The 21,255-nt window shown below is 63.8% G+C and carries 18 protein-coding genes, 1 tRNA gene and 3 pseudogenes; 6 read left to right on the top strand and 16 right to left on the bottom strand.

All coding sequences use genetic code 11. The features are described from left to right. Nucleotides 1-7: 7 nt before the first annotated feature. Together ACFQS4_RS00210 and trmB are read right to left on the bottom strand one after the other, a co-directional pair. Nucleotides 8-1,099, bottom strand: coding sequence for an aminopeptidase (locus ACFQS4_RS00210; protein WP_497902079.1), 1,092 nt, complete (start codon nt 1,097-1,099; stop codon nt 8-10). Nucleotides 1,100-1,245: 146 nt separating this feature from the next. Further along, a complete protein-coding gene (gene trmB, locus ACFQS4_RS00205; RefSeq protein WP_500191540.1) occupies nt 1,246-2,304 on the bottom strand; it encodes an HTH-type sugar sensing transcriptional regulator TrmB in 1,059 nt (352 codons plus the stop codon). Between the two features lie 125 nt (nt 2,305-2,429). On the opposite strand from trmB, the pseudogene ACFQS4_RS00200 reads away from it, so the two are divergent. Next, a pseudogene (locus ACFQS4_RS00200) lies at nt 2,430-3,424 on the top strand (mechanosensitive ion channel family protein). A gap of 108 nt (nt 3,425-3,532) precedes the next feature. Here the strand turns inward: ACFQS4_RS00200 and ACFQS4_RS00195 are convergent. The 11 genes and pseudogenes from ACFQS4_RS00195 to ACFQS4_RS00145 all read right to left on the bottom strand — a co-directional run. Next, nucleotides 3,533-3,943 carry a universal stress protein gene (locus ACFQS4_RS00195; RefSeq protein ID WP_497902078.1) on the bottom strand — a complete coding sequence of 137 codons (411 nt, stop codon included), beginning with the start codon at nt 3,941-3,943 and terminating at the stop codon, nt 3,533-3,535. 35 nt (nt 3,944-3,978) lie between these two features. Further along, nucleotides 3,979-5,073 (bottom strand): bifunctional metallophosphatase/5'-nucleotidase, encoded by a 1,095-nt coding sequence (locus ACFQS4_RS00190; protein WP_500191538.1) that lies wholly within the window; start codon nt 5,071-5,073, stop codon nt 3,979-3,981. A gap of 100 nt (nt 5,074-5,173) precedes the next feature. Beyond that, nucleotides 5,174-5,371, bottom strand: a complete 198-nt coding sequence (locus tag ACFQS4_RS00185) for a hypothetical protein (RefSeq protein ID WP_500191535.1) — start codon at nt 5,369-5,371, stop codon at nt 5,174-5,176. 51 nt (nt 5,372-5,422) lie between these two features. After that, on the bottom strand, nt 5,423-6,853 hold the full coding sequence (locus ACFQS4_RS00180; RefSeq protein WP_497902076.1) for a hypothetical protein: 1,431 nt from the start codon (nt 6,851-6,853) through the stop codon (nt 5,423-5,425). A gap of 52 nt (nt 6,854-6,905) precedes the next feature. Beyond that, the gene (locus ACFQS4_RS00175) at nt 6,906-7,670 is read right to left on the bottom strand and encodes an ABC transporter ATP-binding protein (protein WP_497902075.1); all 765 of its coding nucleotides are present in this window, start codon (nt 7,668-7,670) and stop codon (nt 6,906-6,908) included. Between the two features lie 105 nt (nt 7,671-7,775). Continuing rightward, complete coding sequence (locus ACFQS4_RS00170) at nt 7,776-8,582, bottom strand: cob(I)yrinic acid a,c-diamide adenosyltransferase (RefSeq protein ID WP_500191532.1); 807 nt, start codon at nt 8,580-8,582, stop codon at nt 7,776-7,778. Nucleotides 8,583-8,651: 69 nt separating this feature from the next. Beyond that, nucleotides 8,652-9,404, bottom strand: coding sequence for a helix-turn-helix transcriptional regulator (locus tag ACFQS4_RS00165; protein ID WP_497902074.1), 753 nt, complete (start codon nt 9,402-9,404; stop codon nt 8,652-8,654). 83 nt (nt 9,405-9,487) lie between these two features. After that, nucleotides 9,488-10,027 (bottom strand): peptide-methionine (S)-S-oxide reductase MsrA, encoded by a 540-nt coding sequence (gene msrA, locus ACFQS4_RS00160; protein ID WP_497902073.1) that lies wholly within the window; start codon nt 10,025-10,027, stop codon nt 9,488-9,490. A 102-nt stretch (nt 10,028-10,129) separates the two neighbouring features. Next, on the bottom strand, nt 10,130-10,495 hold the full coding sequence (locus ACFQS4_RS00155; RefSeq protein ID WP_497902072.1) for a hypothetical protein: 366 nt from the start codon (nt 10,493-10,495) through the stop codon (nt 10,130-10,132). A 108-nt stretch (nt 10,496-10,603) separates the two neighbouring features. Beyond that, a complete protein-coding gene (locus tag ACFQS4_RS00150; RefSeq protein ID WP_500191526.1) occupies nt 10,604-11,359 on the bottom strand; it encodes a cyclase family protein in 756 nt (251 codons plus the stop codon). A 13-nt stretch (nt 11,360-11,372) separates the two neighbouring features. Further along, nucleotides 11,373-12,009: pseudogene (locus ACFQS4_RS00145) on the bottom strand (HD domain-containing protein); the annotation flags it as partial. Between the two features lie 157 nt (nt 12,010-12,166). Between ACFQS4_RS00145 and ACFQS4_RS00140 the strand changes: the two are divergent. Next, a complete protein-coding gene (locus ACFQS4_RS00140) occupies nt 12,167-12,559 on the top strand; it encodes a PRC-barrel domain-containing protein (RefSeq protein WP_500191523.1) in 393 nt (130 codons plus the stop codon). On the opposite strand, the gene ACFQS4_RS00135 is transcribed toward ACFQS4_RS00140, so the two are convergent. After that, complete coding sequence (locus ACFQS4_RS00135) at nt 12,556-13,998, bottom strand: DHH family phosphoesterase (protein WP_254157074.1); 1,443 nt, start codon at nt 13,996-13,998, stop codon at nt 12,556-12,558. The two genes, ACFQS4_RS00140 and ACFQS4_RS00135, sit on opposite strands and share 4 nt — an antisense overlap. Before the next feature lie 149 nt (nt 13,999-14,147). On the opposite strand from ACFQS4_RS00135, the gene ACFQS4_RS00130 reads away from it, so the two are divergent. Both ACFQS4_RS00130 and ACFQS4_RS00125 read left to right on the top strand, forming a co-directional pair. Next, nucleotides 14,148-14,221 (top strand) — tRNA-Lys (locus ACFQS4_RS00130). A gap of 351 nt (nt 14,222-14,572) precedes the next feature. Beyond that, a complete protein-coding gene (locus tag ACFQS4_RS00125) occupies nt 14,573-15,322 on the top strand; it encodes a peptidoglycan DD-metalloendopeptidase family protein (protein WP_497902068.1) in 750 nt (249 codons plus the stop codon). A gap of 199 nt (nt 15,323-15,521) precedes the next feature. On the opposite strand, the gene ACFQS4_RS00120 is transcribed toward ACFQS4_RS00125, so the two are convergent. Both ACFQS4_RS00120 and ACFQS4_RS00115 read right to left on the bottom strand, forming a co-directional pair. After that, nucleotides 15,522-16,892: a right-handed parallel beta-helix repeat-containing protein gene (locus ACFQS4_RS00120; RefSeq protein WP_500191520.1), complete on the bottom strand. Its 1,371-nt coding sequence runs from the start codon at nt 16,890-16,892 to the stop codon at nt 15,522-15,524. Beyond that, nucleotides 16,858-17,439 (bottom strand): hypothetical protein, encoded by a 582-nt coding sequence (locus ACFQS4_RS00115; protein ID WP_500191518.1) that lies wholly within the window; start codon nt 17,437-17,439, stop codon nt 16,858-16,860. Before ACFQS4_RS00115 ends, ACFQS4_RS00120 begins: the two co-directional genes overlap by 35 nt. A gap of 458 nt (nt 17,440-17,897) precedes the next feature. On the opposite strand from ACFQS4_RS00115, the pseudogene dnaK reads away from it, so the two are divergent. Next, a pseudogene (gene dnaK / locus ACFQS4_RS00110) lies at nt 17,898-19,813 on the top strand (molecular chaperone DnaK). Between the two features lie 204 nt (nt 19,814-20,017). Continuing rightward, nucleotides 20,018-21,181 carry a molecular chaperone DnaJ gene (dnaJ, locus tag ACFQS4_RS00105; RefSeq protein ID WP_497902065.1) on the top strand — a complete coding sequence of 388 codons (1,164 nt, stop codon included), beginning with the start codon at nt 20,018-20,020 and terminating at the stop codon, nt 21,179-21,181. Nucleotides 21,182-21,255: the final 74 nt, after the last annotated feature.

Below are 21,255 nucleotides of genomic sequence, written 5' to 3'. Positions count from 1 at the left end.
CGGCTGTTCAGCCCTCGAAGCCGTCCTCGAACACGAACGCTCCGTCCCGCTGCACGACCTCGCCGTCCACTTCGATGAACGAATCCTCGCTCATGTCGACGATCATGTCCATATGGACGGAACTGTCGTTTCGCTCGTTGCCTTCACCGACCGTCTCGTCGTAGGCGCGACCGACCGCCATGTGAACCGTGTCGCCCATCTTCTCGTCGAACAGCATGTTGTAGGTGAACTCGGTGATGTCGCGGTTCATCCCGATGCCGAGTTCGCCAAGTCGACGGGCGCCGTCGTCCGTCTCGAGCACCGTCGAGAGCACCTCCTCGTTCTTCTCGGCCGCATGGGAGACGACCTCGCCGTTCTCGAACTCGAGGTACACGTCCGTGATCTCCCGGCCCTGGGCCATCAGCGGCTTGTCGAAGAGGACCTCGCCCTCGACGCTGTCGGGGACGGGTGCGGTAAACACCTCGCCGCCGGGGAGGTTCTTCTCCGCGTAGTCGTTGAGCGTCGGGTTCCCCGCAATCGACATCGTCACGTCCGTCGTGTCGCCGCTCACGATGTGAACCTCGTCGGCGGGATCGAGGATCTCGACCAGCTGTTGCTGGAACTCCCGCTGGGCGTCCCAGTCTCTGGTGATCGCGCCCCAGACGAACTCCTCGTAGGCCTCGGTGCTCATCTCCGCGTCCTGGGCGTTCCCCGGCGCGGGGTACTGGGTCCCAACCCAGCGCTTGCCCATGACCTCGTCCTGGATGGGTTTGTAAGCCTGGCCGAACGCTGCGGTGACTTCGGGGTCAACGTCGCTCGTCTCGTAGGTGTTCTCCGAGGCCCGGATCGAGATGAAGACGTCCGTCTCCTCGGCGGCCGCGAGGACGTGGCTGGGACACTCGAGGTCCTCCGGATCGACGGCTCGCCGGTAGGCGCGGCTGGCGGCGCTGTTCGACGCGCTGAGCAATGGGTGGGCACCGCGTTCGCCGAGCAGTTCGTGGATCGCGACGACGAGGTCCTGGGCGATCGGCGGTGCGCTGATTCTGACGTTGTCGCCTTTCTGTACGTCGACGGAGTGGTCGACGATGATTTCGGCGTGTTCGCGGACGCGTGGGTCCATACCCGTTAGTCGGGGAATCCCATCAAGAACCTTTATCATTCGGTCGTCGAGGGCGGCGTTCGCGGTTCGGGTACCGACTCGCTCCTCGAGTCCGACTCGACGCTCGATTGGACACGCCCACCGCGTCACGCACCCACCGACTCACACTACTCGAGCGTCGGCGGTTCCTGGCGACCGATGTGAATCTCGTGAGCCTCGATGTCCTCGATCGCGGCGACCCGACCGCCGACGCTCACGGAGCCGTCGTCGGTCTCGAGGGTCAGGCTGGCGACCTCCTCGCTCACCTCGAAGGAGACGTCGACGACCTGGCCACGAACGACTCGCGAACCCCCGCGCTCGACGTCACGCCCCTCGATAGTAGCGTAGAACTCGCCGCCGTCCTCGATGAGGTCCTTGACGCAGCGGCGGATGGAGGCGTACTTCCGGGGATAGGGACGACCTTCGCTGTTCTCACCCAGGATTTGCTCGGCGGTCGTCCAGAGCACGGTGCCGAAGAAGCCCGACACCAGGAAGCCGAGCGCGGAGCGGTTGAAGATGACACCGTAGCGGTCCTGGTCGTCCCGGAGGGCGTCCTGGGTCGCGTACATCGAGTAGTTGCCGTCGGCGACGGCGATGACCGGAGTCGTGATCCCGCGGCGGGCACGGGCCGTCGTCGCCACGGCCTCGTAGTCGAACTCCGCGGGAAGGGGCGCCTCCACGGCGGGCGTCACGATCAGGTCGACGCTGACGTCGGCGCTCGTCGCCGTCCGGAGCTGGTCCTCGAAGCGGATCAGCAGGTCGGGGGTCAACGAGAGCGCCAGTTCGTACTCGGCCTGCTCGATGATCTCCTCGAGGTAGCGCAGGATCGTCGATCGCGATTTCACGAGGGAGACGGCCTCGGTCTCTCGCGCCGGAGCGGTGTACCGGGCCTCGAGTTCGTCGACCATCTCCTCGAGGGCGTCCTGGACGTCGTCGAAGGCGTCGCCGGGGTCGATCGCGACGATCTTCATCGGGCGGGATTCGCGGAGTTCGACCAGGCCGCGGTCGCTCAGACTGCGGACGGTGTCGTAGACGCGCGGCTGTGGGATGTCGGTTCGATCGGCGATTTCGCTCGCCGTGAGCTGTCCGTGTGCGAGGACGGTCAGGTAGGCGTCGATCTCGTACTCGCCGAGATTGAATCGATCGCCCACGCGTTCGACCGTCGAACGCAGTTCGTCAGTGGCCATACGCGGTCATCGAACGCGACCGCTAAAACATTTTTTATGTTTCGAGTAGCACCTGATTCCAGAACAGAGTACCCAGTGTCGAACCCTTCAGAACGCTTAACCACGACGCCCCTGACAGTGAGGGTATGCTGCAGAACGCCACGGGTGGCAACGAGACGGCCGTCGAGGAGGGGCTCCGGTCACTCGCTCCCGACTGGATTCCACCCGGGGTCGTCGACCTGGCGTTCGCCGTTTTCGTGCTGCTCGTCGGCTGGTACCTCTCGAAGGTCGTCGTTCGTCTCACTGGCCGGACGATCGCCCAAAAAATCGAACGGCCGTCGGTGACGCGAACGGTCCTTCGGGCCGTTCGAATCACGGTCATCGCATTCACGGTCCTGATTGCGGCCAACATCCTCGGTCTGACCGGCGTCGAAATCCTGCTTCCGGTGACGGTCATCTCGGCCATGGTGGGTATCGTGCTCGCGCCCCTGGTCGGCAGCCTGATCAACGGCCTGTTCGTCCTCTCAGACCAGCCCTACGAAATCGGCGACATGATCGAAGTCACCGACAGCGGCCACCGGGGGTTCGTCGAAGACATCACGATCCGCTACACGAAGATATTCACGCTCGAGAACACGTTCATCGTCATCCCGAACTCGGAGATCAACGCCCGGGACGTCGTCAACTTCTCCGCGGAGGATGAACGGACACGGTTGTCCGTCTCGTTCGAGATTACCTACGAGAGCGACCTCGAGACGGCTATACGCGTCTCCGAACGAGCAACGCGAGGCGTCGACAACGTGATCGCCGGCGGCCCGGACATTCGCATCGGGAGCGCCCGGTACGCCGCCTCGCCGACGTGTGACGTCCTCCAGTATGGCGACAGCGGCGTCACCCTACAGGTCCGGTTCTGGGTGAACCACCCGTACAAGATCACGGTCGTCCGCTCGGCGGTCAATCGAGCAATCCGCGACCGGTTCAGCGCGGAGGAGTCGAGTTCGCCTACCCGCACACCCACCACGTCTTCGACGAAACCAGTGGTACTGCCCGGGTCGCGCAGGTCGACCGCGAACTCGAGCCCCGGCCGACGAGCCGAAAACACGAACAGGTTGCCGACGGGGATGGAGACGGGAACGAATAGCCCACGATCGACCCGTTCGAGACACGGACTCCGATCTCGACCAGTAGCCGTCCAGCCCGGGTTACAACGAGCGGGGCAGTCTCGCCACAAAAGGGTCCCTGACTCAGCCTACGCGATGGCCTGGCCGACCGTGATCACTTCGCACTCGAGGTGGTTCTTGAGGTACCGCTCGATGTTAGGGTTGTCCATCACCCGTCCGATGATGCGTCGCCAGCGGCTCACCTGTTTGGTGCCCACGACGACGACGTCCGCCTCTTCGCCGGCGACTTCGTCGAGAATCGTCTCTTCGACGAGAAATCCCGATCGAACGACGTATCGAGTGTTCTCCAGACGACCGAACTGGCGTTCGACAGCCGATTTCAGATCCGACCGCGTCACCGTCTTGCCGTTCTGATAGAGATTGACGTGCAACACCGAGAGAGCCGCGTTCCGCTCGCGGGCGACCTCGATGGCCTCCTCGAGCGTGCGGCGAGAATTGTTCGTTAATGGGTACCGAACGGGGACCACGACCAGAGTCATCACGAGAGGAAACGCGGTCCGTAGTGGTAAACGTTTCACTCGGTGCGTTCGCTCGACTCGAGTCGTGATTCGAGTCGACGCACGCGCCCCTCGATAGCGGGGTCGATGCCGTGCCGTCTGGCGTATTCGACCAGCACGTCGTACTGGCAAACCTCGGTTCGCTTGACGCGATCCGCCGGGTCGAGCGCGGGAAACTCGTCGTCGGTGTGAAAGAGGTAATCGGAGGTTGCTACGCGGTAACACTGGTCGGGATCGAGCGGTTCTCCGCCGACGCTGTCGACGACGACGCGGTGATCCGTCGGGTTCCACTCGAGGACGGCGCCGCTCACCTGGGCGTGCCACCAGTCCGGTTCGGCGAAGCCCAGGTCGAGTCCGGCGCCACCCTCGAAAATGGCCTCGAGCGTCGAACCGCTGACCTCGGCGACGGCGACGGGTTCCTCGAACGGGACGAGGCTGATCACGTCGGCGACCGTGACGTCACCCGAGAGCGTCGTCCCGGTCCTGAGCCCGCCGCTGTTCTGGATAGCGACGTCGGCCCCGGTCTTCCAGCGGTAGGCGTCGGTGACGAAGTTCCCGAGCCTGGCCTCGCCGCCAAAGAGCGTCGTCTCGGACCGATCGAGCGGTTCGTCGACGCGGGCGATTACTTCGTCGAGTCCCGTCTCGGCCTGGAGGGCTTCGAACGACCGGACCACGTCCTCGTGGGGCTCGAGTTCGGTCGTCTGCCGAATCGTTGCAGTCGGCCCGTCGCGCTCGAACGTAAGGTCCACGATCGCCGTCCCGCCGTCGCCGGGTCGCGTGAGTAGCGTCCCCTCGACGACCTCGTTCCGGGCGCTCGGAACGTGCCCCCCGAGGACGACGTCGGCGTCGACCTGCCGAGCGAGGGCGTCGTCGCCTCGCCCGAGGTGTGAGCAGACGACGACGTAGTCGACCCCCTCGTCGCGAAGGTCGTCGATCGCCGCCCGCGCCGTCTCGACGGGGTCGCGAACGTCGATGTCCGTCGCCATCGGGTTCAGCGACACCGTCCGCGGCGTCGTGACTCCCGTGAAACCGATCCGCGTCCCGTCTCGCTCGAGCACGGTCCACGGCCGGACGCCAACGTCCGACCCGAACGGGCCGCCGTTGCGCCGCACGTTCGCGGTCAGCCAAGTCTGCGGGGAGTGGCGGACTATTTCGCGAGTCGCATCGACGCCGAAATCGAAGTCGTGGTTGCCGAAGGTCTCGAGGTCGGGGTCAACGGCGTCGTAAAATTCCAGGGCCTGTCTCCTCCATCACGAGCGGCAACACGCCGGGTGCCGTGTTGTCACCGGTGCCAACGACCACCGTGTCCTCGTCCCGGTACCGCTGGAGGGCGGCTGCGAGCCGTCCGATCCGTGCGGGCTCGTCGCAGGCGTTTTCGACGTCGGAGTACTGGAGGACGCGAGCGGGCATTCGACGGTCCTTTCGATTCGACGGTCTTTGCTCCGTCGGTTTGGGTCATCGTCACCCGCGGCGGTACCGACGCGTCCACCGCGGTTCCGAACGGACGGCGAGCCACCACCCGAGCGCCCCGGCGATACAGCCGATCGCAGTCAGTACGGCCGCGACGGCGGTAGTAAGTGGCACGGCGACGAAGCCGACGACGAGCGTCGGCACCAGGGCGATGGCGACGCCGAGGGTGAACGCGCCGAACCGGACCGCGTCGAAGAGGAACTCGTTGGGGTCGAAGCCGGCGACGAAGGCGGTCAATCCGTAGTAGTACAGCGCAAGGCCGACGAGGAGCACGAACCCGACGGCAGCGTCGAGAAGCGGCGGTCGAGCCCAGGCGAGTGCAACGAGGTAGGCGAGCGTCATGGTCGGGAGGCCGACGAGGTAGAAGGCGACTCGCTTCGCCCGAAAGACAGCCGTAACCGAGACGGGGTAGGCCGCGTAGGACTCGACCGCGTCGAACTGGGTCAGCCAGTTGTAGGTCGTGAAGGCCGACAGGCCGAGCACGCTCCCGAAGAACGGGCCGAGCGCGGGTTCGATCCCGACACCGTCTCGAACGACCCCGACGAGCACGACGACGAGGCCGAGGAGGATTCCCACCGACACGAGCGGCTTCCAGATGCCGCCGCTCGAGCGCGCCAGGTCCAGCAGCGTCTTCGCGACGAGGGGGTCGCTTCCGGGCAACGACTCGAGGCTCCGAAAGCGCTGGCGGTACGTCCGCGTCGGGCGCGCGTACGCGGGATCGTAGACTCGCACGGAGAGTGCGGCGGTCACGACGAGCACGGCGACGAGGGAGGCAGTCAGCCAGAGCGGCACCCCGGTCAGGACGAGGTCGGTCACGGAGACGGAGGGGCGCGGGCGGCCCGCGACCAACCACGCGCCGCCGACTGCGAGGACGCCGAGCAGTCCGCCCCGGGTCGAGAGTCCTCGGGTTCGGAGAGCGATGAGGGCGAGCGTCGCCGTCATTCCGGCAGCGAAGACGAGCCACAGCGAGAGCCAGAGCCCGATGACGTTCCCTGGCGTCGAAACCGAGAGCCCCTCGAGCGGTACGACCACCAGCGAGAGCGGCAGAATCATCGTCACCCCGTAGAAGAGGGCGTCCTTCAGCAGGAAGTGTGCGAGCAACCGTCGTCGGGACAGCGGCAGGGTGTCCGCACTCGAGAGGAGCAAGGAGAGGTCGCCGAAGACGTTCTCGAGCATGTCCGAGCCGGCGAAGGCGGCGGTGCCGCTGTAGAGGCCGAACGCGAGGGCGGCGACGTGGACGCCGGCCAGAATCGAATCGGTCGCGTAGCCCGTCTCGCGCAGGGCGAACCCGCCAGCGACGACGAGAGTCGCGACGACGAGCGGAAAGGCGTAGAACCGTCGGCCGCCGAACAGTCGGGCGTGGAGTCGCCACTCCTCGAGGGCGAGCGCGCGGAAGACGAGCCAATCGTGGGACGTGGACATGGGATCGGTAGTTCGTGAGTACGGTAGTACGTGGGTTCGTGGGTCAGCGGGGCTACTGTCGCGGCGCCGGGGTCGAGTCCTCACCCTCGAGCGTCGGTACGTCCTCGGAATCGGTCGTCTCGACGTACGCGAGGAATTGCTCGCGAAGTCCGCCACCGTCGGGGGTCGTCTCGACGATCCGGCAGGTCCCGTCGGCAACGAACCCGACGCGGGTGCAGATGGCCTCTGCGACGTCGACGTTGTGCGTCGACACGAAAATCGTGTGTCCGCGGTCGACGTACTCGAGCAGGAACGCTTTCACCCGCTCCTGGACGAGTGGGTCGAGGTTGACGAGCGGTTCGTCGATGAAGACGAGGTCGGGTTCGTGGAGGAACGCCTGCGTGATCATGACCTTCTGTTGCTGGCCTCGCGAGAGGTCGGTGTGCAGCGTCTCGAGTTTGCTCGCGAAGCCGAGGCGGTCGGCCCAGGTGTCGACGCGGGCGGAAACGGTGTCGGGCTCGAGTCCGCGGATCGAGCCCACGAACTCGAAGTACTCGCGCGGCGTCAGGAAGCTCGGCGGCGACTGTTGCTCGGGGAGGATTCCGACGCGTCGGCGCGTCTCGACCGGCTCGCTCGTGGGATCGGTCCCCAGGACGGACACCTCGCCCGCGTCGGGCGCGAGTCGGCCCGTGAGGATGCCGATCGTCGTCGTCTTGCCGGCGCCGTTAGGGCCGAGAAAGCCGAAGAGTTCGCCCGACTCGACGGCGAAACTCATTTCCGAGAGTGCGGTCACCGACCCGAACGACTTCTCGAGTCCGGTGACGCGGAGCGCGACCATTGCTGTGGAGGATTCATCGGGCGTTCCCCATAACTGTACTGTCCGTTTTGTCGAGGAGTGACAGCACGACGGGTCGTTTTCGGACAGTCAGCACACAGTCCAGCGTCAGTACTCCGTCCCGCGCCGCGCCCGCTGGCCGTCGTCGAAGGGATGACGACGCTTGGCGACCTCCGTCACGAGGTCGGCGTGCTCGAGGAGGTACGCCGGTTCGGTGTGTCCGCCCGTAAGCACGACCTCGAGCGAGTCCGGTTTAGTTTCGAGAAGTTCGACCACGGATTCGGGCTCGATGAGCTCGCTCTCGACCGCGTAGAGAATCTCGTCGAGAACGAGCATGTGGACGCCGTCGTCGGGATCGGAGTCGAGCGGAAACGGCGTCGTCAGGTCGGCTTCGTTCGCCGCCGCCACCAGGTCGCGAGCACGCTCGAGTCCGGATCTGGCCTCGCGCTCGTGGTCGACGTCGTCGCTGCCGTCGGCCATCCCGTGCCAGCCGTAGTGGCCGAGGTTCTCGTAGCTGAACCCGGGAAGCGACTCGATGGCGTTGTACTCGCCGCGAACGGCCTCGACGCTCGAGGCGCCGCCTTTCATGAACTGGAGCATGTGGACCCGAAAGCCGTTTCCCGCGGCCCGCAGCCCCAGTCCCATCGCGGCCGTGGTCTTTCCCTTGCCGTCGCCCCACCACACCTGCACCAGGCCGAACTCCGAGGGGGCATCGGGCGTGATCGGTCGAGCGGTGGGCGTGGTTCCGCCACCAGGGGTGTTCTCGAAGACGTCGGACTCGTTCTCGATGTCAGCCCTTGCCTCCAGTGCGTTGTCGACGTCGGTCCCGGCTTCCGGCCCGCCATCGCTGTCGCCCTGACTCTCACCATTGCTGTCGCCCTCACGCTCGCCGCCGTTTACCTCTGGTCCGTCCATGGGTCATCTCGGGCCGTCACGACCTAACCGTTTGTGCCATCGAACGCTGTCTCCCCGCGTCGACCGACCTCAGTCGGGGTTCCAGACGAGTTCGGACTCGGCTCGGCGTTCGCGGTACTGTTCGCGAACCCAGTCGACGCTCTCGGGGTCGTCGGTTCGGAGGACGCCCGCGAGCCCGTTTTCGGAGTACACCGTTAGTCCGGCGACGACGGTCTCCCCTTCGGCGATCCAGATAGCGTACGACGTCTCGAGCGCAGTCGTGTACAGCCGACCGCAGTCCGCTTCGATAATCTCCCGAAGCCGGTCGTGCTGGTCGTCCTCGAGCGAGGAAAACAGGTTCCGGTCGAGGATCAATTCCGCGCGTAACCCGCCGTTCTCAATCGATTCCAGGAACTCGTCGAAGTAGAGGTCGAAGACCACTGGGGCCGTACCGTACACCGCCGACGCATCACGGATGTGACGCATGCTCGTCTCGAGGGCCGTCCACGGCGCCTGCGGACTCGGCACGTCGATCGATGCCTCGCGAAGGAACAATAGGTCGATCGACTCGAGGGGGAGTTCCGTCAGGATCGGTTCGGCCCGTTCGATCTGCTCCAGGTCGGCGAGATAGTCTCGTCGAGCGCGACAGGCGAGTCGGCCAGTCTCGGTCGCGAGGTACGCCGAGTCGCGTCGTTCGATACACCCGGTCTCGAGCAACGACGCGATCCCGCGGTCGATCGTCGACCGGGACGTGGACAGCTCGTCGACGAGTTCGGGTTTCGTCCGTGGCGTTTCGAGGAGGGCTTCGAGGAGGGCGTTTCGTGCTGCAAGTAACTCGTCCATGCATCAGTTCGTCTCGTGGTTCGTGGCGAGGGAGTAATAACTCTCGGGAGTTGCCAGGTTCGAAACGGTTCCGTCTGCCACTCCTACTGCGTCGATTCGGCTACACGCTCGGTGAATTTCTCGCGAACCTTGTCGATTTTGGGCGCGGCGTGCATCCGACAGTAGGCATCCGTGGGATTCTTCTCGAAGTAATCCTGGTGGTACGCCTCGGCCTCGTAGAACGCCTCGAGCTGTTCGATCTCGGTCGCGATTTCGTCGTCGTAGACGCCCTCCGCCTCGAGTTCCTCGATAAACGCCGTCGCGAGTTCGCGTTGCTCGTCGTCGTGGGTGAAGATTGCCGATCGGTACTGGGTGCCGACGTCCGGTCCCTGTCGGTTCACCTGTGTCGGATCGTGGACGGTGAAGAAGACCTCGAGTATCTCGTCGTACCCGATCACGTCGGGGTCGTACTCGAGCTGGACGACTTCCGCGTGGCCGGTCTCGCCCCTGCAGACGGCCTCGTAGCTCGGGTCCTCGACGTGGCCGCCCGCATAGCCCGACGTGACCGACGCGATGCCTTCGAGTTCCTTGTACGCCGCCTCGATACACCAGAAACAGCCGCCGCCGAGGGTCGCTCGTTCCATGGACGCCGTACGTGCTGGCCGGCAAAAGGTGTGGCGGGATTTCGGTCGTTCTGACATCAGGTTACCGATCGTCGTCGCGTTCGCCGGTATCTGAATCGTCGGTCACCGATCGCCTTCGCCTTCGCCGGTCTCCGCATCGGATTCGCCTGGTGGAGTCCCATCACCTGCATCGGACCCGCCAGGGAGGACGTGTGGATCGGCAGTATCGTCGCCGTGGACCGCGTCGTCGCGTTCGAACGCGTAGAAGGCGAGCCCCGCGACCACGAGCACGAGCAGGCCTGGGATCGGGACGGTCCCGATCACGATGTGGAGCGACAGCGCGAGGAGCATCGGGGCGGCGACGACGGCGGCCCACAGCCACGGGCGCTCGAACTCGAGGCGGTCGGCGTCCCGGTAGACGACGATGGTGGCGACGGCGACGAGAACGGCGCCGACGAGGGCGACCAGGAACTGGGCGGGATCTGCCATCACCTCGAGCAAGGACCGATCGGGGGAAAAGCGTTCTGAGACGACGGCTCGCTCTCGGTCGTCTCGCTCTCAATTATCTCACCCTCGCCCATCTCGCTTTCTCCCGTCTTACTCGAGCACGGCGACCGCCCGAACGGGGGCGCCGTCGGCGTTCGCGACCGCGAGCGGGTACGCGTGGACGGTGAACGCCTCGCCGGTGGGGAGCGCCTCGAGCCCCCGAAGGTTCTCGAGGAGAACCCGGTCGTCGGCGAACATTGTACGGTGGAATGGGTAGCCGTCCGGTTCGTCCGGGGCGGGGTCGCTTCCTGGCGTCGGGTCGACGTTCATCGCGTCGATGCCGAGGTCGAGTTTGCGCTCGACTAGCCAGTCGGCGGCCGACGCGGTCAGGTAGGGATGGTCGAACGCTCGATCGATTCCCCAGTGGGTTTCCCAGCCAGTTCGGCAGATGAGGAGGTCGGGGTCTCCGTCTACGTTCATACTTTCAGCCACCGTCCGCTCGAGGTCGCCCGCCCCGATCGGTTCTCGAGGCTCGAGCGGGCGGCAATCCGCGAGAACGGCCCGAAATCGGAACCGTTCCACGTCGAAGTGATCGAGCGTCGTGCCGTCCGCCCGCATGTGTGCGGGCGCGTCAACGTGCGTCCCCGTGTGAGAATCGAACGAGAGGTCCGTGGTCGCGTAGCCGTCGTCCGCGACGGTCGTCGCGGGTTCGACCGCGACCGGCGGCGAACCGGGGTAGACGGGCATGCCGGTCTCGAGTGGGTACGAGAGGTCGTGGACGGTCATCGACTCACGCTCCGTCCCCTTGCTCCTCGCTCGAGTCTTGCGCCAGTGGCTCGCTGCTCGAGTCGTGGTTGCTCGGCTCACCACTCACCTCGTCCTCGCCGCTCACCTCGCGCTCGAGCGTTTCGAGGAACGATTCGACGACCTGAGCGCGCTCCTCGGCGACGGCCCGCCCCTCTGGCGTGTACATTCGCTCGGGTAATCGAAGCAACTTCTTGTGAACGTGATTGACGCTGGTCGCGCCGGCGCGCGTGTCGTCCTTGGCCGGCGGGAGGCCGGGATCGTAAATCGTCGTTCCGAGTTCGCCCCCGTAGGAGAACGTGCGCGCGAGGCCGATGGCTCCGAGCGCGTCCAGGTTGTCGGCGTCCGAGAGGAGGCGTGCCTCGGCCGTCCGGGGGTCGACGTCGTTCGAGAAGCGGTGCGCGCGGATGCAGTGAGCGACGGCGTCGATCGACTCTGGAGGGTGGTCGACCGACTCGAGAATCGTCCGGGCCTCGCGGGCGCCCCACTCGGCGTGGTCGTCGATGGCGCCCGCATCTTCCTTCGGTCGGCCGATGTCGTGGAGAACCGCAGCCAACAGCAGTACGTCCTGGTCGACGTCCGTCCGTTCGGCAGCGAGGCGGCGCGCATTCGTTTCGACGCGCCTGACGTGGTGCCAGTCGTGGGCCCGGCGTCACCGCGTCGTCGAAGTAGGTTCTGGCGACGGGACGAACCCGCTCGAAAACGTCGTTCATGGGCACTCGTTCGTGGCCGCCGACAAAATCGTTCGGGAACGGCTGCCGGGTCATCCTCGACCGGCCGCGCGAACTCGGGAGCTCGAGTGATCGAGTGACCGACGAACACCCACTCGAACGCCGGACTGTCTGACTAAGAATTAAGAGTCCGCCGTGCATGGGTGGATACATGGACGACACTCCACAGGAGATTACCTCGCTCGTCGGACGCGAGGTCTACTCGAACAACGGCGTCTTCGTCGGCGAAGTCGAGGACCTGCGACTGAACGTCGGCGGCGAAGCCGTCACCGGACTGGCACTGGGGGGGACTCAACTACGAACTCTTCGGCGACGAAGTCACCACCGCTCGCGGCGTCATTCTGCCGTACCGGTGGGTACGATCCGTCGGCGACATCATCCTCGTGACCGACGTCGTCGAACGCGTCAAGGAACCGGACGAGGAAGAAGACGAACTGGTCGCGTAGGCTGGCGGTACGCGGATACGGATACGGACACGGACGCGGTTCACAAACTCGCTTCTATCTCTCCCGACGAGAACGGGCCGTCCTAGCTCCCGTTACCTTCGCCCTCGACGCCCATCGCGTCGAACAGTGTTCGCTTCACGGCCTCCTCGGTCAGCGTCAGGAGCGTCTCGCGCGTGTCGTCGGAGATTTCGATTCCCGTGAAGATCCCGAGGGGAATCTCCGCGCTGGCTTGCGTCGAGTGGCCCGCCGTCTCGCCAATCTCGCCGTAGGCGTCGGCCAGCACGCTCCCGATGTTCATTCGGATGTCCTTCGAGCGAGCGGCGAGGAAGATGGTCTCCTCCGCCACCCCGAAGACGGCCGTCGTCGTCACGCCTTCCAGGTTCAGGAGGTGGCTCGCGGCCTGCATCAGCGCCTCCCGGTCGCGGACGAAGCCAGCGTTCGAGACGAGGTGGCTCCCCTGGACGTCCCGATTCGCGATGGCCTCGGCCAGCACGTCGAGCGTCTCGGGCGACATCGAGGGCGACTCGACTTGCTCGAGCGTGTCGTGGTTCGCGAAGGGATAGAGGTATGCGGCAGCAGTCAGATCGGCCGGCGTCGTGTCGCGCTTGAAGTCGAGGGTTTCGGCGCGGATGCCGTAGAGCAGCGCCGTCGCCACTTCCTCGGAGACGTTCATGTCGAACTCCTGGATGTACTTCGTCATGATCGTCGAGGTCGAGGACATGTTGGGTCGAATGTCGGTAAAGAAGGGCTCGAGACCCTCCTCGGGCTCGGCGTGGTCGATTAGCACGTCGACCTCGAGCGTGAGGTCCTCGGTGCTCGTGTGGTCGACGAGCGCGACGGTGTCGTAGACCGACTGGTCCTCGACGTCGTCCCACTGCAGAAGGTCGATGCCGAGTAAGTTGACGAACGCCCGGTTCTCCTGGTGGCCGATATCTCCGAGATAGATGATGTCGGATTCGATGCCGAGGTGGGCCGCGATCGCCTGCAACGCCGCTCCGCTGGCGATCGAATCGGGGTCGGGACTGGGCTGGGTGAGGATCGCCAGCCGTCCCGTCGTCTCCTCGAGCAGGCCCGCGAGGGTCGCGGCGTTGTGCTCGAGTTCGCCGGACTCGAGGGCCCGCAGCGCGGAGTCGGCGATAACTGTCGAGGGGTTGATGACGATGTCGGCCCCGAGGTCGGCGAGTTCGTCGCCGGAGACGGGATCACTCGCGCGCGCGACGATGAACTGGTCGCCGTTGACGTTGCGAATGTGCTCGACGGCCTGTTTGTTGGCCTCGACGTCGGAGGCGAGGATGAGGACGACCGAGCGGTCGGCGACGAGGTTGGCAGCCTCGACCTCGCGAATGTCGGCGGTTCTGGCGTCGAGGTCCTGGTCACGGAGGGACTCGACGCGGTTTTCGTCGCGGTCGATGATCAGGACGTCTTTTCCCTGCTCGGCGAGTTCCTCGGCGACGGCGTAGCCGACGCTCCCGCACCCGAGGATCGCGTAGTCCGAAATCGACGAAATTGTAACCCCCGTACTCATGTGACAGTCCGGTTGAACCGACTGTACTTAACGTTCCCGAAGACGGTTACGGTTGTCGTTGCACTGTCCGGCCGATGGCGTGTCCGTGCGTGCCACATTGCTTCCTAAAGGAAACCTATTTGAGCGGCGGGCAAAAACTCGAATGTACAGGGCCGGTAGCTCAGTTAGGCAGAGCGTCTGACTCTTAATCAGACGGTCGCGTGTTCAAATCGCGCCCGGCCCGCTATCCTGTCGCGAACAAACCCGTGAGCGACAGGTACTGGATCCGGCGGGATTTGAACGCAGGGAGTGAAGCGAAGCGGAACGACCGTGTGTTCAAATCGTGCCCGGACCGCTTTCTGCGCAGCGTATCGGACTCCGATTCAAGCGCTACCCTGCGGAAGAGAGACGTTCTGAGCCACAGAGGAAATTCGGGCCTGATGAAATCCTCGAGGTGCGACGTGTTTTCACAGTATCACTGAAGACACAGCGCGAATCTATCAATAGTTGAATGTCTATTAATTAGAAATTTATATAATAGAGGTGTCAAAAACAGTAACTATTAAACATGCACGACTATATTTTGTGTCTGGCTATGTCGCGAAAATTCAGCAGGCGTTCAGTCGTCAAATCGATCGGAATTGCCGCGACCGGAATCACCGGAACCGCGGCCCTGAGCGGTTCGGCGAGCGCGTTTAGCGACGGCGAGCGCGTCGAAGTTACCGCGAGCGCACTGAACACTCGGGAACAACCCGGCACCGACTCACCAATCGTCGCCACACTGAACAACGGCGAGGTCGGCGAGATTATGAACGGACCGATCGACAAGGACGGCTACCGGTGGTGGGGAGTCCACTGGCTCGACCGGAACGTGTGGGGCTGGTCGGTCGAACGGTACCTCCAGTCCACCTCCGGCGGTGGTTCGGAATCGGACTTCGACTGGCCGATTACCGGATACATTACGTCTCCGTACGGCGCTCGTCCTGGTCACTACGCAGTGGATTTCGGCGCTAACGGCAACATCGGCGAACCGATTTACGCGGCCCACAGCGGCGTCGTGGACGTCCGAAGTTACCAGGCGGATGGCTGTGGCTATTACCTCAAACTGGGGCACGGAAATGGCTACCAGACGATGTACTGCCACTTGAACAGCTTCGACGTGGTGCAAGGAGAGAGCGTCGCGCGTGGTCAGAAGATTGGTGGCATGGGCGACACCGGTAATTCGACCGGTCCTCACCTGCACTTCACGATCGAACGAAACGGCAACCACCTCTCGATTCCTGGCTACGACGGCGAAACCGTCACTGCAGGCACCAGAATACCGAAAGACTATCCCGATATCTGAACTTACAGCCTGCCGTAGTGTCAGTACTAGGTGAACCCACTGAGGCCGTCAGTGACGTTCGAGGGCTAAAGCGGTTTTACTGCCGGTATCCGGATCCTACCGTCGGTACACCGTTTCTGGTTCTCTCGAGGAACCGGGAGAATTCGACCTCGGGAGAGTTTAACTGGAGAAAACGAGAAATGACCGCGATTATCGATGACTACAACCGGTTCGTGTTGACTCTGATGCCGTTGACGTACACGCAGAGGTCGTCCGTCGAGTCGACTTCGAAGGTCTCGATCTCGCCCGTGTAGTGCCATTCCGTCCACGAGCCGGTAAGGTACCAGTCGACCTCGCCGTCGCCATACTGCTCGCCTTCAGTCACGTAATGGGCGATCGACTCGTCCGGACGGATGTCACCGCTGACAGTGATCCGGTAGTCGCACTCGCCCTCGAGTCGAATAGTCTTCTCCGCCGATCCGGTGTCGTTGGACGCCCCGAGATCGTCCGGGTTCACCTCCTCTCCGTCGAGGTAGACGGTGAGCTCCTCGACGTTCTCGAGTTCGAACGCCTCGATCTCGCCGGTGAAGTACCACTCCGTCCACGAGCCGGTGAGGTACCAGTCGACCTCGCTGTCCCCGTACTGTTCGCCCTCGGTTACCCACTGGGCGATCTCGGGTGCCGGTTGGATGTCACCGCTGACGGCGATTCGGTACTCAGCTTCGCCCTCGAGACGGATCGGCGTTCCGTCGGGTTCCGTCGTCTCTTCTTGTTCGTCGTCGTTCCCAGGATTTTCGTCGTTCGTCTCCTCCGGTGCCCCGTCGCCGTCCGGGACCGGACACGTCCCGTTATTCGAGATGCCGCTCGTGGCCGGGCTTCCACTGATGGACGTTCCGGTGACGTTGATCGTCGAGTTCTCGATCTGAACGTCGCTCGAGTTCCGAACGCGGATGCCGTCTCCGGCTTTCTGAAGACAAAGATTGCGCAGTCGAGCACCGCTCCGACCGCTGAGGTAGATGCCCGCCTTCGAGGAGTCGCCGGTGATTGAGACGTTCTCGATGACTGTCTGTCCTGAGCCGCCCTCGGCGAGCTGAACAGCGTAAAAGTTGCTATCCTGGCGAATCACGCAATCGCGGATCTCGATTCCCTCGTGGGAATTCGACGTATAAATCGCGTGGGCACCACTCGGATCGCTCATCACGAACTCACAGCCTTCGATGGTGATGTCACCCGAAGTCGAGCTATTCGAGTTGATCCAGATACCGCGCGCCGCGCTCGCACCAGACCATCGTGCCGGTGGGGCTTGCGACTGGTTGAACACGGTATCTCGAACCGTCGTGTTCCCACCGATTCTGATACCCGTGTTCGTGTCCTCGAGGTAGCAGTTGTCGATCAACAGGTGACCGGGCATGTTGTGGAAGTACATCGAGTTGTTCGCGAAGCCCGAGACCGCTACGTTTCGCAGCGTCAGGTCACCCTCGGAGCCGACGATTTGTAGTCCGCCGCGATTCGACGAGTCGTCGACGGCCGCAGAGCCGTCCATCGCGCGGACGTTTTCAACGAGCCCCTGGGTGCTGCGTTCGGCGTCCATGTAGAGGAGCCGAGTTGGCGCGACTCGAGGGGTCGCTCATCCGCCCGACGAACTCGACGTTCCTGAACGTCCAGTCGCCGCCGTGAAGGAAGTTGACTGGGGCCGCGCCATCGGCGGACAAGTCGATGTCGATGCCGTCGATGGTCCAGCCGTTGCCCGTCAGGTGGAGGTACCCCTCGGTGACGTGGGATGGAACGACGAACGTTGCGTCCTCGCCAACCCACGTCCAGTTGTCCGCCCCGTTCCGGAAGGAATCGAGACGATACTCTCCTGGTGGAAAGTAAATCGTCGTACCATTCTCATGAACGGACTCGAGAACGTCGTTGATCGACGTGTTCCCGGAATTATCCGCACCAGCATCGACGATGTTGACGTCGGCTTCGGCGTCAGTGGCGGCCGCCGCCGTTCCTGCCCCGGCGACTAGGCCAACGGCCGAGCCAGCGAGTTTGAGATACGAACGCCGATGGAGGATTCCATCAGTCGTTTGGCGTTGATTACGTTTAGGTAGCTGATCGCTACTCGAGTCGACCGGAGTGTCGCGTGCCATACAGTCAGGGGACTTTACCAATGATACATAAACTTTCTCGTCCAATAATTGGGCATTTGTTGTGATATTCAACGGTGTGTGAATGAATAGCTATTAATTAAGCCGTACATGAAAGAACTCTTGAGCTAATGTAAGTCGTCTCTGCGTCCGATTAGCATCGAAATACTCGATGCCCCTGAATGGAATTCTACGAAGATCGGACTGTTCTCGACGTTGTTCTCTCGAGGCGAACGAACCTGTTTAATCCGCATTACAGACCTTGATAACGGTCGTTCGACGAGTACCATCACTTCGATAGGAATACCGTCTTCTCGAGAACGAGTCGACATCGTCCCACCGACCGTCTATCACTCGTAGGCCACCGCAATCCGGCGAGCACGCCGCTAAACGTGGATTATATTCGCCACCTCGAGTCGTGTAGTAACCTTTAAACCAAAGTGCGCACAAATGGGGACCAGATGGCGAGTAACAAGATTCTCGGAATCGACCTCGGGACGACGAACAGCGCCTTCGCGGTGATGGAAGGCGGCGATCCGGAGATTATCGTCAACGCGGAGGGCGACCGAACGACGCCCTCCGTCGTTGCGTTCACCGATGACGACGAGCGCCTCGTCGGCAAACCGGCGAAGAACCAGGCGATCCAGAACCCGGAGAAGACCATCGCGTCGATCAAGCGCCACATGGGCGAGGAGGACTACACCGTGGAGATCGAGGGCGAGGAGTACACGCCCCAGCAGATCTCGGCGATGATCCTCCAGAAGATCAAGCGCGACGCCGAGGAGTACCTCGGTGACGACGTCGAGAAGGCCGTCATTACGGTCCCGGCGTACTTCTCTGACACCCAGCGCCAGGCGACCAAAGACGCCGGCGAAATTGCCGGTTTCGACGTCGAGCGCATCATCAACGAGCCAACGGCCGCGTCGATGGCCTACGGTCTCGACGACGACTCCGACCAGACGGTTCTCGTCTACGACCTCGGTGGCGGTACCTTCGACGTCTCCATCCTCGACCTGGGTGGCGGCGTCTACGAGGTCGTCGCGACCAACGGGGACAACGACCTCGGTGGCGACGACTGGGACCACGCGATCATCGACTGGCTGGCCGAGGAGTTCGAGGACGAACACGGTATGGACCTCCGCGAGGACCGACAGGCCCTCCAACGGCTCAAGGACGCCGCTGAGGAGGCCAAAATCGAACTCTCCTCGCGCAAGGAGACCGAGATCAACCTGCCGTTCATCACGGCCACCGACGACGGCCCCATCCACCTCGAGAAGTCCCTCACACGCGCGAAGTTCGAATCGCTCACCTCGGATCTGATCGAGCGCACGGTCGAACCGACCGAACAGGCCCTCGAGGACGCGGGATACGAGAAAGAGGACATCGACGAGGTCATTCTCGTCGGCGGTTCGACTCGGATGCCTCAGGTCAGCGAACAGGTCGAGGAGTTGATCGGCGAGGCGCCCCAGAAGAACGTCAACCCCGACGAGGCCGTCGCGCTGGGCGCAGCGATCCAGGGTGGCGTGCTGGGCGGCGAGGTCGACGACATCGTCCTGCTCGACGTCACCCCCCTGAGCCTGGGAATCGAGGTCAAGGGCGGCCTCTTCGAGCGCCTCATCGAGAAGAACACGACGATTCCGACCGAGGAGTCGAAGATCTTCACGACCGCGGCGGACAACCAGACGTCCGTCCAGGTCCGGTCTTCCAGGGTGAGCGCGAACTCGCGAACAAGAACGAGATGCTCGGCGAGTTCCACCTGACCGGTATTCCGCCCGCGCCCGCGGGAACGCCCCAGATCGAGGTCACGTTCTCCATCGACGAGAACGGCATCGTCAACGTGAGCGCAGAGGACAAGGGAACCGGCACCAGCGAGGAGATCACCATCGAGGGCGGTGCCGGACTGTCGGACGCCGAGATCGAGCGCATGCAGCGCGAGGCCGAGGAACACGCCGAGGAGGACAAGCAGCGTCGCGACCGTATCGAGGCTCGAAACACGGCCGAGGCGACGATCCAGCGAGCCGAAACGCTCCTCGAGGAGAACGACGACGTCGACGACGACCTCCGCGAGAGCATCGAGGCCGCGGTCGACGATCTCGAGGAGACGATCGACGATTCGGACGCCGACGCCGAGGCGATCGAATCGGCGACCGAGGACCTGAGCACGGAGCTTCAGGAGATCGGCAAGCAGATCTACCAGGAGGCGGCTGCGGCGGGTGCCGGCGGCGCTGGTGGCGCAGGCGGTGCGGGCGCCGCTGGAGCCGGCGCGGGCATGGGTGGCGGCCCGAACCCCGGCCCCGGCGGTGCGGCTGGCGACGACGAGGGCGAAGAGTTCGTCGATGCCGACTTCGAAGACGTCGACGAAGAGGACGAAGACTGAGGCGGTTTCGTCGTTTCGTCAGATTGCCTCTGACGATGTCGACAAAACCGACGAAAGCGAGGAGGAACGCAGAAAGCTAATCTGAACCGACCGTCAGCGATCAGCTGATTTTCGCTGTCTCGCTTTCACGACTCTATCCTCGCTCGAGCAGTGAACGCAGAACGGTCGTTTCAAGTGTCTCAACGGTATACCAGTGGATAACGAATGAGCGAGGACTTCTACGACGTGCTCGGCGTGAGCCAGGACGCCTCCGCCGAGGAAATCAAAAAGGCGTACCGGAAGAAGGCCACGGAGTACCATCCGGACGTCAGCGACGATCCGGACGCCGAAGAGAAGTTCAAAAAGATCCAGAAGGCGAAGAAGGTGCTCACCGACGAGGAGAAGCGCCAGGCCTACGACCGGATGGGCCACGATCGGTACGAACAGGCTGAGAAACACGGGTTCGATGCCGGCGGTGGTGGCCCAGGCGGCATGGGCGGCGATCCGTTCGGCGGCATGGGCGGTATGGGTGGCATGGGCGGCGGCCTCGGCGACATCTTCGAGCAGGTTTTCGGCGGCGGTGGCCGCGGCCGCGGTCGCAACCGGCCCCGCAAGGGCCGAGACCTCCGAACGGGCCTCGAGATCGACCTCGAGCAGGCGTTCGAGGGCGTCCAAAAGCAGTTCACGGTCGAGCGCCCCGAGGCGTGTGAGACCTGCGACGGCGAGGGCCATCCGCCCGAGGCCGAGGCGTCGACCTGTCCGGAGTGTCAGGGTCGCGGGCAGGTAACCCAGGTCCAACAGACGCCGCTCGGCCGGGTCCAGCAGACGACGACCTGTCCCCGGTGTGAGGGCGAGGGGACGCTGTACTCCGAAACCTGCGACGACTGTCGCGGCGAGGGGTACGTTCGCAACGAGGCCTCGCTGTCCGTCGAAATTCCAGCGGGCATCGACGACGGCCAGACCCTCCGGATGGAGGGCGAGGGCGCCCCGAGTCCGAACGGGGGGCCCCACGGCGACTTGTTGATCGACATCTCGATCGCCGACCACCCCGAGTTCGAACGCGAGGGCGACGACCTCCACTACCAGTTGCCGATCTCGTTCCCGCAGGCCACCTTCGGCAACAGCGTGCAGGTGCCGACGCTCGAGGGATCAGTTGAATTCGAGGTGCCGAAGGGAACCCAGAGCGGGGAGACGTTCCGCCTCGAGGGCAAGGGGATGCCGCGCCTGCGGCGGTACGGCCAGGGGGACCTCTACGTCCGCGTGCAGATCGTCACGCCGGAGTCGCTCAACGACGAGCAGCGAGAGGCGCTCGAGGCGTTCGCCGAGGCTGGCGGTGAGGAAATCGAGGTGAGCGAGGGCTTCTTCGAGAAGATCAAGCGGAGTTTCTAAGTTCTCGTTTCTCGAGTCTCTCACTTCTCGTCTCTAATTCCTACATCCCTTCCCCCGAACCCACGCGAAAGTGA

It is taken from the genome of Saliphagus sp. GCM10025317, assembly GCF_042663665.1.
In the GTDB taxonomy this organism is placed as follows: Archaea; Halobacteriota; Halobacteria; order Halobacteriales; family Natrialbaceae; genus Natronosalvus.
The sequence above is the reverse complement of the archived record's forward strand: the minus strand, read 5'-3'. Positions and strand labels throughout refer to the sequence as shown.